This window comes from Gilliamella sp. B2785 (assembly GCF_026537005.1).
GTDB classification, from domain to species: Bacteria; Pseudomonadota; Gammaproteobacteria; order Enterobacterales; family Orbaceae; genus Gilliamella; species Gilliamella apicola_E.
Map to the genome: position 1 here is coordinate 189,950 of NZ_JAFNNC010000005.1, position 16,650 is coordinate 206,599.

Below are 16,650 nucleotides of genomic sequence, written 5' to 3' on the forward strand. Positions count from 1 at the left end.
AGTTTTATTCTTTATAGGCGTTATTAGCATCTTACTTATCCTATTTTGCTTTGCTATCAAATTTTACTACTGTGCGTTAAGTCTATATTAAGCATGTTGTCCCGAAATCTAAACGAGCCAAGTGAGTGATTAAATTTGAGACTTAATCTTGAATAAGCAGGATGGTAAAAGACTTAAAATAATTGTTTAATTAATCATAATATCGGGTGAGATATTACGAGAAAGCGACTATAATTAGCGCCAAACAAAAGGGCGAAAAGTTTTTATCTTAAGCATTTTGTTAAGACTGTTTTAGTTTAATTCTAAGGTTTGCGAGGGCATTGTGCATAATTTCGAACTTCAACACATCATTGATACACATCTGCAAGTGACACGATATCGTGACTATGCGCCAAATGGTTTGCAAGTTCAAGGTCGTCCGGAGATTAACAAAATTGTGACAGGGGTAACGGCTTGTCAGTTATTGTTAGATAAAGCGGTTGAGCTAAATGCTGATGCGATTCTTGTTCATCATGGCTATTTTTGGAAAAATGAGCCAGAGACAATAACTGGCATAAAGTATCATCGAATGAAGACGTTACTTAGCCATGATATCAATTTATATAGTTATCATCTTCCATTAGATGGTCATCCAGTATTGGGTAATAATGTGTTGCTTGGGCAAATGTTTGATATTACGGTTGATGCGCGTGATGATATTACCGATTTGCTTTTTAAAGGCACGTTAGCGAATCCGTTAACCGCAATTGAATTTAAACAGCTACTTGAACAGAAGCTACATAATGGTCGCCATTCAGTTTTATTTTGTGGTGATAATGCCCCAGCAGTGATTAAGCGAGTTGCATGGTGTAGTGGTGGTGGTCAGGATTATATTGAAACGGCTGCTCAGCAAGGCTTTGATGCTTTTTTTACTGGAGAAGTATCAGAACGAACCATTCACATTGCCCGTGAATACGGTATCAATTTTTATGCTTGCGGACATCATGCCACAGAGCGATATGGTATAAAAACATTAGGAGAATGGTTATCGACTAACCATGGCTTAGAAACTATTTTTATCGATATTGATAATCCTGCATAACAAAAGTTGAATTTAAATAAGAAATATCGCATACTTATTCGCAGTTTTTTTAATCTTTAAGTTGTTTTATAAACACAGAATATGAGAGGTCGCTTTATGTTTACAGGAAGTCTGGTCGCACTTGTTACTCCAATGGATACGAAAGGAAATGTGGACCATGTAAGCCTAAAAAAAATGGTCGAATATCATATTGAAAATGGCACATCTGCTATTGTATCAGTAGGAACTACTGGCGAATCAGCAACGCTTGATCATCATGAGCACATTGATGTTATTAAACGCACTATTGATTATGCAGATGGTCGAATTGATATTATTGCTGGCACAGGTTCAAATGCCACCAAAGAAGCGATCGAATTAACTCGTCAAGTTGAAAATATCGGTGTAGTAGGTTGCTTAACGGTAGCGCCTTACTACAATAAACCAACGCAAGAAGGTTTATACCAACACTTCAAAGCTATTGCAGAAAGTTCTCCATTACCTCAAATTATTTATAATGTTCCTGGTCGTACTTGTAGTGACATTAAACCAGAAACTGTCGGTCGATTAGCTAAAATTAAAAACATTGTTGCGTTAAAAGATGCAACGGGTGATCTGTCTCGCGTTTACAAAACTCGTAAATTAGTTGGCGAAGATTTTAAGCTATTAAGTGGTGATGATGCGACTTTCTTAGACTTTATCATTTTAGGTGGTGATGGTGTTATCTCGGTAACCGCTAACGTAGCAGCGAAACAAGTTGCAACCGTTTGTGAATTGGCATTTAATAACCAAATCCAACAAGCACGCACGTTAAACGATACTTTAATGGGTCTTCATACTCATCTATTTATTGAACCAAACCCAACGCCAGCAAAATGGGCGTGTACTCGTTTAGGTTTAATGGCAAACGGCACTATACGTTTACCATTAGTGCCATTGAGTGATGCTTCTATTCCTGTAGTTGAACAAGCATTAAAAGATGCTAAATTAATTTAAAATTGACTATAACCTTACTTAAAAGCAGAAATCTATGTTGAATAAAACTGAATTGAAAAGCAATGCCTTTAAAAAACTAGCTGTTTTATCGGTTATTACATCGATGTTTATGGTTGGATGTAGTAGCGATCAAAGTTATAAACGAGAGGTTGATGGCAATGAAGATTACCTCAATTCGCCCGCTTTAAAAGCGTTAATTATTCCTGAAGGTGTTTCTGTACCAGTTGAATCTGGTGATTTTTATGTGGACAACAACAAAATTGATGGTGCCGTTGGTAAACAACTTGATATTCGTCCACCAACATTAGCTATTGCAACTATACCAGAATCTTTTGTACATCATGAACAAAACACTGTTACCTTTAACGTGCCAGTTAGTTATGGTGTATGGAATAATATTCCAAATACGTTGAATAAACAAAATATACTGGTTAGTTCAAGCGATAGTAAAACCATTAAAACAAATAATGCAATTATTTCTCGCCAAGATGAACAACAACCGGTTGAGGCTTCTTTTGTCTTTACCCGCCATAATTTAGGCGCAACAGAAACTATCACTATCGTATTAAGTTCATTAACACGTAGTGGTGAAAATCTTATGTCACAACCGATCGAAGTTCAGCGTTATGTAGTTGGATTATTTAATCAAATAATGGATGATGTCGCACCTGAATCGCTACGAACTGTGCCGGTTAAAACAGATGAAAAAGAGTCAGATACAAATAAAGAGCTGAAAGAAGATCTTAAAGACAGTGTCAGAGATAGCATCAGAAATGATCGCTAATTTAACGATTAGATAATCTTTCATCTAAATGAGTTAAAACCGCGTAAAGCCGATTTTAACCCAATAGCGGAGTAACTTACCTTTGCTATATAAATGAATGTTTATAACTACAGTTTATAACTACAATTTATAACTACGGTTTATAGCGAACACTTATAACAGCAAGGTACTTGATTTGAAATTAAGGGGCGAATAGCTCCTTAATTATTTATTGGCAATTTGATATAAGGTTATAAACATGAAAAAGTTGGCTGAGCTTTATCGTGGTAAAGCAAAAACGGTTTACACCACTGACAACCCAGATCTATTAATCCTTGAATTTCGTAACGATACCTCGGCATTTGATGGACTGCGCATTGAGCAGTTAGATCGAAAGGGGATGGTTAATAATAAATTTAACTATTTTATTATGACCAAGTTACGTGAAGCAGGTATTCCAACTCAAGTTGAAGCCCTATTATCAGATAATGAAGTTTTAGTTAAAAAACTTGATATGGTGCCAGTTGAATGCGTCGTTCGTAATCGAGCTGCTGGTTCATTAGTAAAACGTTTAGGCGTTGAAGAAGGCAAAATCCTTAATCCTCCAACATTTGAACTTTTCTTAAAAAATGATGCCCTGCATGACCCTATGGTCAATGAGTCACACTGTAAAGCATTTGGCTGGGCAACGGATGAGCAGTTAGCAACGATGAAGGAACTTAGCTTTAAAATCAATACCGTGCTAACGGAGCTTTTTGATAAAGCCGGATTAATTTTAGTTGATTACAAATTAGAGTTTGGTCTATTTCATGGCGAAATCACATTAGGCGATGAGTTTTCACCAGATGGTTGCCGTTTATGGGAAAAACAGACCTTGAAAAAAATGGATAAAGATCGCTTCCGTCAAGGTTTAGGTGGTGTGATTGAGGCCTACGAAGAGGTAGCCAAACGTATTGGTGTTCCACTTTAATGTTTGCCCAATTTGATATCTCCTTTTTTTTATTATTAGGTTTAGCTGCACTGTGTTATATCACGCATAATAACACAGTGACCTTTGCAGTATTGCTACTGTTGTTATTCAAATTAACACCGCTAGCAACCTATTTTCCGTTCTTAAATCAATATGGATTAACCATTGGCATTGTCATTTTAACGGCGGCTATGATGGTTCCTTTAGCGGATGGCTCGTTAAAAATTACCGATATTGTAAAATCATTCACCACCTGGCAATCGTTACTAGCTATTTTAGTTGGCATATTAGTCTCATGGTTAGGTACGCGTGGCATATCCTTAATTGGTGCTCATCCAACTATAATTAATGGCTTAATTATTGGTACACTTATTGGTGTTGCCTTTTTCAAAGGGATACCGGTTGGTCCATTGATTGCAGCAGGAATTTTATCCTTATTGATTGGAAAAAGTTAATCAATGATTAATAGCACCAGAAAGCTATGGGTGTTAAACGGTTCGCATCCCCAATTATTTAATCAAGTCAGCGCTATTATTCAACAGCACCCGGGCGATTGGCTTACAGTTACCACAAAAACAGATTTGCCCGAAGCGATTAGCCATCATATTCATCCCAATCAAACCAAATCATTACTTGGCAAAGAGTTTAAACATGCTATTTTTGATGCCACCGAAGGTTTTAATTTAGATGCTTTTGCGATGCTAGCCGGCACTTTAATCAAAGGTAGTGTGCTAATTTTATTACTGCCCGATGATTTGACCAATTGGATGGACCAAGATAGTTTGCGTTGGAATGAATCTACAAAGCCGATTCGTGTGCCCAATTTTGTTCAACATTTACAACAAACCTTATCAAAATTTGCCACAGAAAAGCCACCAGAGTTTACGCAGCAAGATGATGGGCAAAAGGATTTAACCGAGCAACAGTTAGTGCTGAACCAACTCCTACAAAGCAATAGTCGTTTAAATATCTTAATGGCTAAACGAGGGCGCGGTAAATCAGCATTAGCTGGGCAATTTACTCATTATCATGAATGCTGGGTAACAGCACCGAATAAAAGTGCGCTAACGACTTTTTTTCAGTTTGCTAAACCAGGAACACCGTTTTATGCGCCAGATCAACTAATTGAAATGGTCGATCATCCATTTCCTGAGTGGTTGATCATTGATGAAGCGGCGATGATCCCATTGCCAATGTTGGAGCAACTGCTAAAGCTGTCACCATCGACTAAAATCCTATTGATCACAACGGTAGAAGGTTACGAAGGAACAGGGCAGGGGTTTTTATTAAAATTACTGGACAGGCAAATTTGCCAGCGATTTTATCTTAATTCGCCTATTCGTTGGCAAGATAACGATCAACTAGAACAACTTTGCGATAACTTATTGCTTAATGGCGTCATAAAATCGCAAACCAATGAGCAAGCTACCGTCTATTCTCTTAACGAAAGAACAGATATCGACCTACTTAAGTCTATCTACAATTTATTAAAAACGGCTCATTATCAAACAACCTTGGTTGATTTAAGACGACTATTTGATGCACAAAACTTAGCTGTTTGGCAGGCCAAAAAAGGTGAGCAACTTATTGCTGGGGCAATTACGATTGATGAAGGTAATTTGACTGATGACTTAATCGATGCCGTTTGGAAAGGCACACGCCGACCAAAAGGCAATCTTGTCGCGCAATCATTGGTTGCACATGCTGGTGATAAACTAGCGGCAAAACTAAAATCGGTCAGAATTAACCGTATTGCGGTTATAGAGCCTTATCGACGTCAACATATCGCCCTGAAGTTGATCGAACATATCTATCAACAAGCAATGAAAAATCACAACGATTTTGTCTCTGTCAGTTTTGCTTACAGCGCCGTTAATTATCAATTTTGGCATAATTGTGGCTTTACCTTAGTCCATATTGCCAGCCATAAACAAGCCAATTCTGGTAGTTATTCAATGATGGCAATCAAACCCATCACTCAGCAAGGTTATGAACTAAGCCAACGTTTAGCGGAAAATTTAAGGCGTAATAGCTATTGGCTTAATGCCATTATCGATTTACCTTTCAGTCAACTTATCACCATTGATGATCAGCAGGCGTTAACTCATCAAGATCTTCAGGATCTGCAAGGATTTTGTAATTATCATCGACCGTTTGAAGCAACTTATCCGGCACTGTGTCGTCTAAAACAGGCAACAAATGGTAAAATACCTTCACTATTATTACAAAGTAGTGAATCGATAAATAAACTACCAAGTCGAAATGAGATGATCCAAGCTATCAAACAAGAAGTAAAAACATGGCTTGAAAAATTATCAAACTGACCAAATAAAGATCAGCTAATTTACGATCAAAAAATGAAAAGTCAGTTGCCGTCAGATGAAAACTACGTTTAAAATGACGCCGATTTTAAATAAAAGGATCCTATTGTGTTAGAAAATAAATCACAACATTCCAATTCTAAATCAGGTATAGAATACTTTTTCCAAGGCTGGTCTTTAGCATTTAGCCCTGGTTTAAAACGCTTTGTATTTTTACCGTTGCTGGCTAATATCGTTATTATGTCAGCGCTATTTTATTGGTTTTTTGTTTCAATCACTGGCATGGTGGATTGGGGCTTATCGTTTATGCCAAGTTGGTTGCACTGGTTGGGCTACATCATTAGTGCTATTGTCATTTTAACTTTAACAATTTTATTTTGTTATTTTTTCAGTACGATAACCAACGTTATAGCTGCGCCTTTCAATGGTCTGCTGGCCGAACAGGTAGAAGCACAGCTCACCGGTGTACCTGCGCCTGATACCTCTTGGTTGAGTTTAATAAAAGACTTACCTCGCATCTTAAAGCGCGAGTTACAAAAATTTGGCTATTATTTATTATGGGCGATTCCGATATTGCTAACCTACTTGATTCCCATCATCGGGCAATCGGTTACTCCGATAGTGTGGTTTTTATTTACTGCTTGGCAGATTAACATCCAATATGCGGATTATGCCTTTGATAACCACAAAATCTCTTTTGAGCGTATGCGCCAATTATTAAGACAAGATCGCGCTGACAATCTGCTATTTGGTATGTTAATCAGCTTCTTTACCATGGTGCCATTATTGAATTTAATTATTATGCCAATTGCGGTTTGTGGCGCGACAGCGATGTGGGTTGATCGCTATCGTCACCAAGCTATTTTTGCAAGTAAAAGTCAGGACTTTCGATAATTTATTTTTGCTTAGGACGACTTGGCCAATCGTCGTCCTCATCATCAGAATAAGGGATAGGTTTTATCCCTTTCTTTTTTTCTAAATAGTGCTTATAGCTTAGTTTATTCAGTGCTTTAATTGTATTAATAAAGATCCCCACCAAAATAATAAGAATCACCCACCAATAATCTTTAAGCCACTCCATTTAAATCCCCTTGAGTATTTAGCACAAAGCATGATCTCATATTAAAATCTATAGTAACTTTTCTAAAATATCGATATAGATAGCTTGTAATGTAATGACATCTTGGCAATTTACATTTTCATTCACTTTATGAATAGTTTTATTTAACACACCAAGCTCAATCACCTGACAACCTAACTTAGCAATAAAACGCCCGTCGGATGTTCCGCCACTGGTTGATAATTTGGTATCAATTTGTGTAAAGGCCTTAATTGCACTTGCTGCTGCATCAGTTAGCTCGCCTTGTGGTGTTAAAAATGGATGGCCGGACAAACGCCAATTTAACGTATAGTTTAAATGATGTTTTTGCAAAATCGCCTCGACTTTTGCTTTAATCATCTCATCGGTTAACTCACTGCTATAACGAAAATTAAATTGCACTGACAAATCACCAGGAACCACATTTTCAGCGCCGGTACCACCATTAATATTGGCTATTTGCATTGTCGTTTGTGGAAAATATTCATTACCATTATCCCAAACCGTCGTTACCAGTTCATTTAAAGCAGGCGCAAATTTATGCACCGGATTATCAGCAAGATGAGGATAAGCAACATGTCCCTGAATACCATGTACCACTAAATTGGCTGTCAAAGAGCCACGACGACCATTCTTAATCTGATCACCAAGAACACTATCACTTGAAGGCTCACCAACAATACAGTAATCGATCTGTTCTTGACGTTTAATCAGCCAATCAACCACTTTTACCGTGCCATCGGTTGCATCTGCTTCCTCATCGGAAGTCAGCAAAAACGCAACCCGACCAGTATGGTCAGGATATTTTTTAACAAACGTCTCAGCGGCACAAACCATAGCCGCTACGCCACTTTTCATATCGGCTGCGCCACGACCGTACAAGATACCGTTTTCATCAATAGTTGGCTCAAAAGGCGGGTAACACCACTTACTCTCATCACCGGCTGGCACCACATCAGTATGACCGGCAAACATCAAAGTTTTACCACTACCATGGTAGGCCCAAAGGTTTTTCGTCTTACCAATATTTACCTCTTCAATCACAAAGCCTAACGGCTTTAGACGATCGATAATCATCTGCTGGCAGTTCTTATCATCGGGGCTTATTGATCTTTCAGCAATCAATGCTTTGGTTAGTGCAATAACAGGTTCAGTCATGGTGATCTCGATCTTATGATTTAGGTTTAACAAATTGCGAATAGCTCTCGTTAGAAAATCCCAACAAAGCCCGCTTACCATCAACAAGTAGTGGACGCTTTAAAATAGAAGGATTAGCTAACATAATCTTGATAGCGGCATCTTGATTATCAACTTGATTACGTACTGTCTCGTCAAGCTTACGCCAAGTCGTACCACGAGTATTTAACAAACTCTGCCAATCAACAAGTTTTAATAAATCACTTAACAACTCAACCGACAAACCATCGGTTTTATAATTATGAAATTGGTAATTGACTTGATGATCATTGAGCCACGTAAATGCTTTTTTCATGGTATCACAATTCTTAATTCCATAAATAATATACATAACTATTTGCCCTAAAATGAAAAGATAAATCGATTATAACAGCTAAAAAACAGCAAACAAAGGGAAAGCGGGTTTTGTAAAATGGATGATTTTTTGATAAAAAAGTTGAGGAGAGGGGTTTTCTAAACCCCAAAAAATATTATTTTTATAACCCTTTTTTTAATCAAATAATAAAATAATTAAAAATCATAATGTTAAAAAGATATCAAAAAAAAGGGTTTTTAAAACTCCAAATGCCCTTTGCCTTTTTGCAAACAATGATTATAGTATATCTTGTTCTAGGTTCATGCCGAGTAGGCAGTTTAGAAAGTTCATGTTAGGTGAAAAAAATAACCTGGCATGGTTCATGCCGAGTAGGCAGTTTAGAAAATACTGTCACCGGTTGCCTTTGATAGTAAATTGGTTCATGCCGAGTAGGCAGTTTAGAAAAATACATGACCAAAACACCAGGTAACATAATAGGTTCATGCCGAGTAGGCAGTTTAGAAAATCAGCATGGAAGTAAATAAAGGCTTTTAAAGGGTTCATGCCGAGTAGGCAGTTTAGAAAACTCACACGTAAACAATATAGACAATGCTCTAGGTTCATGCCGAGTAGGCAGTTTAGAAATTATCAATAGCCGATTTTCTTTTTTCGGCCGCGGTTCATGCCGAGTAGGCAGTTTAGAAAGCCCTGCGGTTGCTCAACCCCGAAACAACACGGGTTCATGCCGAGTAGGCAGTTTAGAAAATGCGTTGTCTGCTAACACTAAGTTATAACCTGGTTCATGCCGAGTAGGCAGTTTAGAAATTGGTTTTGGGTAATTCATTTAATAATTCTTCGGTTCATGCCGAGTAGGCAGTTTAGAAATTTATCAGTACAATTAATCGCGGACAAAATGCGGTTCATGCCGAGTAGGCAGTTTAGAAAAAGCGGAGCATTTATTAGTTAGCCCTACAATTGGTTCATGCCGAGTAGGCAGTTTAGAAAGATGTGCTACGTAACCAAGACATACTTGAATAGGTTCATGCCGAGTAGGCAGTTTAGAAAGTGGTACGTTGAAGCTGCGGGCGAAAATCAACGGTTCATGCCGAGTAGGCAGTTTAGAAAAATACATAACTGGATGTGACCATGGAAATTCCGGTTCATGCCGAGTAGGCAGTTTAGAAAGATTAACAGCGAAAAACTAGCTAATTGTTCTGGGTTCATGCCGAGTAGGCAGTTTAGAAAGATTGCAGCAATGGATCGTGTCATGGCAGCGTGGTTCATGCCGAGTAGGCAGTTTAGAAACACTCTATTAATGAATGCCCTAAAATACCCAGGGTTCATGCCGAGTAGGTAGTTAATAAAATATAATTTTCGAATCAATCAATGCCAGTCAGTTTATTCAGTGCAGATAATATCCCGTTTCTTAAAAAGTTGAGGAGTGGGGTTTTTGAGGTTCTAAATTTTACATAAAAACGTTTAAATGATCACAATCACGATTTTAAACACTAAAATAAAATTTTTGAGGATCAATAACCTTAATTTTTTAAAGATTTGTAATGATAATATCTTTAATTAAAACAGTAATTAACTAAATGTCACCTAGATCTTTTTTAGATCATCTTTACAAAAGTTAACGCAATTGAGTGAAAAAAAGTGTTGCATCGTGTTTTTCCAATCACTATACTTTTTACACGGTTTTAGCTAATAGGCTAAAATTTGATAGAAAAGTATAAAATTACAAATAAATCAAAAAATTACTTGACAAGGTAGTCTAAAATGCATTATAATTTTCAACAGGCAACAGGCAACAGGCAACCTGGCCAACCTATCTTTTAAATTCGTCTAAGTCCAGCACCCAGTTTAAATTTTTCACTGAAGCTTATTTTTCCACTCAATCAAGTGAAATTCTGCGAATTTTCGCGCGATCGCTTCCGCGATCCTCTTCTCGATCTTTTTTCCGGTCGTTTTCCGGATCCTCTTTCAGATCTGGTTTTCGATCCTTCGGCTTTCTCAAATTATCCCGGCAGATTGTTTTTTTCGTGGTCTTTTTCCTTCCTTTTTCGGGTCACGCATTGACATCACAGACAACTAGGAATGCGATACAGGGTAGTGCACCTTATCTGACTTTCGACGGTGGTCGTACACGTGCAGTTGATACTAATGGTCTGCTTGGGATTACGCTATCTAACGGAGCTAATTACACGCCTTCTACCAATCCTTCATCTTCTTCAAGACCTATCGTCTTGCCGGTTGAGGGTCAGAGTTTTGCTGATATTCGTATGTTCGTTCCTACTGATACAAATTCAGTCGCTTTGAGTTCTCTTATTGGTCCTCCTAATAATTATTGGGGTGATGATGATGGTGATGCTGACGTTACTGCTACAGGTTCTTTAAGTTTATCTATCGTCGATAAAAACAATCAATCAGTATCACGTAATTCCGTGCTAACAATTTGTAATTCACCTTATAAGGTTACGTTATCCAGTTCTAACGGTACATTATCAACTCGTTACGGATTTCCTAATCGTAGTACTTTCAGTGCTAGTGATGTGACTTATTACGTCAATCCTAAGGCTTCGCCTGTGGTTTGTTTTGCCAGACCTAACTTAAGGTTTGGTAAGCGTGGTGATTGGCCTTCTTACCCATCTTGGGATTTTGCTGGCCCATCTTCAATGTGGGACCCTGCTAATGGTTTTATCCCTCAGTCAACTGGTCCATCATCTTACGGTAGAAACTTTCCTACAACTGGTGCTAATGGATTGTACTTTGATTTAGATATTGGTGGTCGTAGTCAGCCATTGTCTTGGTCTCCTGTTTCTCATGGAGGTATCACTGCTACTATGTCTAATTCTACTGCTACAAGCGTTCGTGTTACTTTAACTGGTCCTTACGCTACTCCATCCCAGATTAGTTCAGCCAATCCTGGTCCTCTTTCCACTATTTCTTTGCCTCAGACATTCGAGTTGGTCGGTCGTGATAGTAATGGTGCTCCTGTCGTCAAATATGGTTTTACTTTGAAGCAGTGGTTCGTGAACACTGGTTCTGTGCAGAAAACTTATCCTCAAGCCTTATCTTGGTGTAATAGTATTGGTTATCGCCTTCCTAAGGTAAAGGATTTAACCAACGCATCTTGTCCAAACAACGATTCTAACTGTCGTGGTTCAGTCGGCGCCACTCCTTCTTCTTCTAATAATCATTACATGCGTCATATAGATGCTGGGCTTTTCACGGAGTGGGGTCGTATGGACACTTACTCAGGCGTTGGCTTCACCCACGATTATCACTGGACTAGTGACCCGGATGGTAGTAACCAGTTTGTCGTAAGAGCAAACAACGGTGATGTGAGTTGGTACTACACCTACATCTCCACCTTCATCTCCACCTACGTCCTTTGCACCCATCCTTAGTTTTTATTCCTTCGTCCTTAATCCTTAGGCCGGGAGTGGGCGTGATAAAAAATAGTGTTGAGTCATTAAAAGTAAGCTGACTCAAGGAGTCAACGTCGTTTAGCCATAAAAAGTGATTTTGTGGCTAAGCGATGCTTCAATTACCCGCCTCGGAGGGTTTATTTTTGCGGTTTTTTATCTCAAAAAAAGTTGAGGAACGGGGTTTTTGAGGTTTTAAATTTTACTTAAAAAATTATTAAAATATCAAAATCACTAAATTTCTAATTCAAAGTCCTAAAATAAAAATTTTCGAGGATCTTTAATTATCTTTTTAAAGATTTGCAATGGTAATATATTTAATTAAAACAACGGTTAATAAATTATAATTTAGATCCCTTTTAGATCCTATTTACAAAAGTTAACGTAAATGAGCGAAAAAAAGTGTTGCATCGTGTTTTTCCAATCACTATACTTTTTACACGGTTTTAGCTACAAGGCTAAAATTTGATATAAAAGTATAAAATCACAAATAAATCAAAAAATTACTTGACAAGGTAGTCTAAAATGCATTATAATTTTCAACAGGCAACAGGCAACAGGCAACCTGGCCAACCTATCTTTTAAATTCGTCTAAGTCCAACTCCCAGCTTAATTTTTTCACTGACGCTTATTTTTCTACTCAATCAAGTGAAATTCTGCGAGTTTTCGCGCGATCGCTTCCGCGATCCTCTTCTCGATCTTTTTTCCGATCCTTTTTCCGATCGTTTTCCGGATCCTGTTTCAGATCCGGTTTTCGATCTTTTTCCCAATTATCCCGGCAGATTGTTTTTTCCGTGGTCTTTTTCCTTCCTTTTTCGGGGCACGCATTGACATCACAGACAACTAGGAATGCGATACAGGGTAGTGCACCTTATCTGACTTTCGACGGTGGTCGTACTCGTGCAGTTGATGCTAACGGTCTGCTTGGGATTACGCTATCTAACGGAGCTAATTACACGCCTTCTACCAATTTATCATCTACAACTCCAATCGTCTTGCCGGTTGAGGGTCAGAGTTTTGCTGATATTCGTATGTTCGTCCCAACTAATGCAAATTCAGTCGATTTAAGTTCTCTTATCGGTCCGCCTAATAATTATTGGGGAGATGATGATGGAGATTCTGGCGTTACTGCTACAGGTTCTTTGAGTTTATCTATCGTTGATAAAAGTGGTCAAACGGTATCACGTAGTACCGTGCCAGAGATTTGTAAGGCACCTTATAGGGTTAAGTTATCTAGTACTAACGGCACTTTAGCAACTCGTTACGGTTTTCCTAATCGTAGTAATTTCAGTGCAAATAGTGTTACTTATTACGTTAATCCTAAGGCTGTGCCGGTTGTTTGTTTTGCCAGACCTAATTTAAAATATGGTAAGTTCGATGATGATAGATGGGCTTCGCATTTCGAAGGTCCAGCTTCGATGTGGGACCCGGATAATGGTTTTTTCACACAAAAAACAAACCCTCTCTATTACGGTCAAAACTTTCCGACTACTGGCGCTAATGGATTGTACTTTGATTTACTCATTAATGGTGTAAGTCAGCCATTGTCTTGGTCTCCTGTTTCTCAGGGAGGTATCACAGTCACAATGTCTAATCCTACTGCTACAAGCGTACGCGTTACTTTAACAGGTCCTTACGCTACTCAATCCCAGATTAATTCATCCAGTCCTATTCCTATTTCTAAACCTACTTTGCCTCAGACCTTCGAGTTGGTTGGTCGTGATACTAATGGTACTCCTGTCGTCAAATATGGTTTTACTTTGAAGACGTGGTTCGTCCACCGTGGTTCTAAGAAAGATACTTATTATAATACTTCATCTTGGTGTGATCGCATTGGTTATCGAATGTCTGACGTATGGAGTTTAACCAATGCTGTTCGTACATCCCATGGAGTTATCTCTGGCGCAACTCCTCCCTCACCTGGTAATTATTACCAACGTAGAATTGGTTCTGGCTTTTTCACAGAGTGGGGCAAAATGGGTGATTATTCAGCCGGTTTCCTCAGCGAAGACGGTTGGTACTGGGTTACTGAATCGTATGGTGGTTACCAGTTTATCGTGGGCGCACCCAACGGTTCTGTGTCTTGGAACGACTTCCCCCACCCCGGGCTTTGCTACCATCCTTAGTTTTTATTCCTTCGTCCTTAATCCTTAGGGCGGGGGTGGGCGTGATAAAAAATAGTGTTGAGTCATTAAAAGTAAGCTGACTCAAGGAGTCAACGTCGTTTAGCCATAAAAAGCGATTTTGCGGCTAAGCGACGTTTGAATTACCCACTTAGGCGGGTTTATTTTTGAGGTGTTTTTTAGCAAAAAAAGTTGAGGAGTGGGGTTTTTGGGGTTCAAAATTTTGTTTTGCAATGTTGTCTCAAATAAATAATTCCGCTTTAAGCTGTGGCGTTTTTTAGTAGCCGTTTTTTTCCATCAAAAAAAGTTGAGGAGCGGGGTTTTTGAGGCTTTAAATTTCACTTAAAAAATTATTAAAATATCAAAATCACTAAATTTCTAATTCAAAGCACTAAAATAAAATTTTTGAGGATCAATCGCTCTAATTTTAAAGATTTGTAATTAAAATATATTTAATTAAAACAGTGATTAAACAATTGTAATTTAGATCCTTTTTAGATCCTATTTACAAAAGTTAACGTAAATGAGTGAAAAAAAGTGTTGCATCGTGTTTTTCCAATCACTATACTTTTTACACGGTTTTAGCTACTAGGCTAAAATTTAACAGAAAAGTATAAAATTGTAAATTAATCAAAAAATTACTTGACAGGGTAGTCTAAAATGCATTATAATTTTCAACAGGCAACAGGCAACAGGCAACCTGGCCAACCTATCTTTTAAATTCGTCTAAGTCCAACACCCAGTTTAAATTTTTCACTAAAACTTATTTTTCCACGCAATCAAGTGAAATTCTGCGAATTTTCGCGCGATCGCTTCCGCGATCCTCTTCTCGATCTTTTTTCCGGTCGATTTCCGGATCCATTTTCAGATCCTTTTCGCGATCCTTTTTCGGATCCTGCTTTCGATCCTTACGTTTTTCTAAATTATCCCGGCAGATTGTTTTTCTCGTGGCTCTTTTCCTTCCTTTTTCGGGTCATGCATTAACTTCACAGACAACTAGGAATGCGATACAGGGTAGTGCACCTTATCTGACTTTCGACGGTGGTCGTACACGTGCAGTTGATACTAATGGTCTGCTTGGGATTACACTATCTAACGGAACTAAATATACACCTTCAACCAATTCTTCATCTTCTTCAAGACCTATCGTCTTGCCGGTTGCGGGTCAGAGTTTTGCTGATATTCGTATGTTCGTTCCTACTGATACTAATTCAGTCGCTTTAAGTTCTCTTATCGGTCCTCCTTATAATTATTGGGGAGATGATGATGGTGATTCTGGTGTTAGTGCTACTGGTCGTTTAAGTTTATCTATTGTCGATAAAAACAATCAAGTTGTATCACGTAATACAGTGTTAACGACATGTACTGATTCTGCACCTTATAAGGTTACGTTATCCAGTTCTGACGGTATATTATCTACACGTTACGGATTTCCTAATCGTAGTACTTTCCGTGAAAGTAGCGTGACTTATTACGTCAATCCTAAGCCTGGTTCCTCAGTTTGTGTTAAATTTGCCAGACCTAATTTGATTCCTGGTATAGGTGATTTGGCTGGTCCTGCTTCAATGTGGGCCCCTGGTAAGGGTTTTATCCCTCAGTCAACTGCCCCGTCACGTTACGGTCAAAACTTTCCTACTACAGGTCTTAATGGATTGTACTTTGATTTAGATATTAGTGGTAGTAGTCAGCCATTGTTTTGGTCTCCTGTTTCTCTGGGTGGTATCACCGTCACAATGTCTCGTTCTACTGCTACAAGCGTTCGTGTTACTTTAACTGGTCCTTACGCTACCGAATCCCAGCGTAATTCATCCAGTCCTAGTCCTCTTTCCACTATTTCTTTGCCTCAGACTTTCGAGTTGGTCGGTCGTGATAGTAATGGTACTCCTGTCGTCAAATATGGTTTTACTTTGAAGCAGTGGTTCGTCCACCGTGGTGATAAGCGGGACACTTATTCTAATACATTATCTTGGTGTACTCGTATTGGTTATCAAGTACCTAAGGTAAAGGATTTAACCAATGCATCTTGTCGTGGTACTAATTCAGGTTCTCACTGTCAGGGTTCAGTCGGCGCAACTCCTTCTTCACCTAATAATTATTACCAGCGTCATATTGGTTCTGGTTTTTTCACGGAGTGGGGTAATATGACTGATTATTCAGGCGTTGGCTTCCTCAACCATTGGTTCTGGACTAGTGACCCGGGTGGTAGTGGCCAGTTTGTCGTCTACTCAGACAACGGTAGCGTGGTTTGGACCTACAACGACCGCTTCGGACTTTGCTCCCATCCTTAGTATTTATTTCTTCGTCCTTAATCCTTAGGGCGGGGCGGGGGTGATAAAAAATAGTATTAAGTAATTAAAAGTAAGCTGACTCAAGGAGTCAACGTCGTTTAGCCATAAAA

General features: G+C 38.5%; 13 protein-coding genes and 1 CRISPR repeat array. Of the genes, 10 read left to right on the top strand and 3 right to left on the bottom strand.

What is annotated here, in order from left to right:
• Window positions 1–322 precede the first annotated feature (322 nt).
• From J3U24_RS07525 to cysZ, 7 genes are all read left to right on the top strand, one after another.
• A complete protein-coding gene (locus J3U24_RS07525; protein ID WP_065563335.1) occupies window positions 323–1,081 on the top strand; it encodes a Nif3-like dinuclear metal center hexameric protein in 759 nt (252 codons plus the stop codon).
• Between the two features lie 96 nt (window positions 1,082–1,177).
• Window positions 1,178–2,056, top strand: a complete 879-nt coding sequence (gene dapA / locus J3U24_RS07530; RefSeq protein ID WP_065563334.1) for a 4-hydroxy-tetrahydrodipicolinate synthase — start codon at window positions 1,178–1,180, stop codon at window positions 2,054–2,056.
• Window positions 2,057–2,090: 34 nt separating this feature from the next.
• Window positions 2,091–2,840 (top strand): outer membrane protein assembly factor BamC, encoded by a 750-nt coding sequence (gene bamC / locus J3U24_RS07535; RefSeq protein ID WP_065563333.1) that lies wholly within the window; start codon window positions 2,091–2,093, stop codon window positions 2,838–2,840.
• Between the two features lie 238 nt (window positions 2,841–3,078).
• The gene (gene purC, locus J3U24_RS07540) at window positions 3,079–3,789 is read left to right on the top strand and encodes a phosphoribosylaminoimidazolesuccinocarboxamide synthase (protein ID WP_267337379.1); all 711 of its coding nucleotides are present in this window, start codon (window positions 3,079–3,081) and stop codon (window positions 3,787–3,789) included.
• The gene (locus tag J3U24_RS07545; protein WP_065563331.1) at window positions 3,789–4,244 is read left to right on the top strand and encodes a DUF441 domain-containing protein; all 456 of its coding nucleotides are present in this window, start codon (window positions 3,789–3,791) and stop codon (window positions 4,242–4,244) included. The genes purC and J3U24_RS07545 overlap by 1 nt, the downstream gene beginning before the upstream one ends.
• A 3-nt stretch (window positions 4,245–4,247) precedes the next feature.
• Entirely contained in the window at window positions 4,248–6,113 is a 1,866-nt protein-coding gene (locus tag J3U24_RS07550; protein ID WP_267346988.1) for a tRNA(Met) cytidine acetyltransferase TmcA domain-containing protein, read from the top strand.
• Window positions 6,114–6,218: 105 nt separating this feature from the next.
• On the top strand, window positions 6,219–7,004 hold the full coding sequence (cysZ, locus tag J3U24_RS07555) for a sulfate transporter CysZ (protein WP_065563329.1): 786 nt from the start codon (window positions 6,219–6,221) through the stop codon (window positions 7,002–7,004).
• Between the two features lies 1 nt (window position 7,005).
• On the opposite strand, the gene J3U24_RS07560 is transcribed toward cysZ, so the two are convergent.
• From J3U24_RS07560 to J3U24_RS07570, 3 genes are read right to left on the bottom strand one after another with little or no spacing between them, the layout of a single operon-like run.
• Window positions 7,006–7,191 (bottom strand): YpfN family protein, encoded by a 186-nt coding sequence (locus J3U24_RS07560; protein WP_065563328.1) that lies wholly within the window; start codon window positions 7,189–7,191, stop codon window positions 7,006–7,008.
• A gap of 48 nt (window positions 7,192–7,239) precedes the next feature.
• The gene (gene dapE / locus J3U24_RS07565) at window positions 7,240–8,367 is read right to left on the bottom strand and encodes a succinyl-diaminopimelate desuccinylase (protein WP_065563327.1); all 1,128 of its coding nucleotides are present in this window, start codon (window positions 8,365–8,367) and stop codon (window positions 7,240–7,242) included.
• 13 nt (window positions 8,368–8,380) lie between these two features.
• Entirely contained in the window at window positions 8,381–8,737 is a 357-nt protein-coding gene (locus tag J3U24_RS07570; RefSeq protein WP_267337377.1) for an ArsC family reductase, read from the bottom strand.
• A gap of 281 nt (window positions 8,738–9,018) precedes the next feature.
• Window positions 9,019–10,066: a CRISPR direct-repeat array (repeat unit 28 nt; unit sequence GGTTCATGCCGAGTAGGCAGTTTAGAAA).
• 677 nt (window positions 10,067–10,743) lie between these two features.
• Here J3U24_RS07570 and J3U24_RS07575 point away from each other — a divergent pair.
• From J3U24_RS07575 to J3U24_RS07585, 3 genes are all read left to right on the top strand, one after another.
• Window positions 10,744–12,111: a hypothetical protein gene (locus tag J3U24_RS07575; protein WP_267337376.1), complete on the top strand. Its 1,368-nt coding sequence runs from the start codon at window positions 10,744–10,746 to the stop codon at window positions 12,109–12,111.
• Between the two features lie 812 nt (window positions 12,112–12,923).
• The gene (locus tag J3U24_RS07580; RefSeq protein ID WP_267346989.1) at window positions 12,924–14,255 is read left to right on the top strand and encodes a hypothetical protein; all 1,332 of its coding nucleotides are present in this window, start codon (window positions 12,924–12,926) and stop codon (window positions 14,253–14,255) included.
• A gap of 944 nt (window positions 14,256–15,199) precedes the next feature.
• Window positions 15,200–16,540, top strand: a complete 1,341-nt coding sequence (locus J3U24_RS07585; protein ID WP_267337805.1) for a hypothetical protein — start codon at window positions 15,200–15,202, stop codon at window positions 16,538–16,540.
• The last annotated feature ends 110 nt before the right edge of the window (window positions 16,541–16,650 follow it).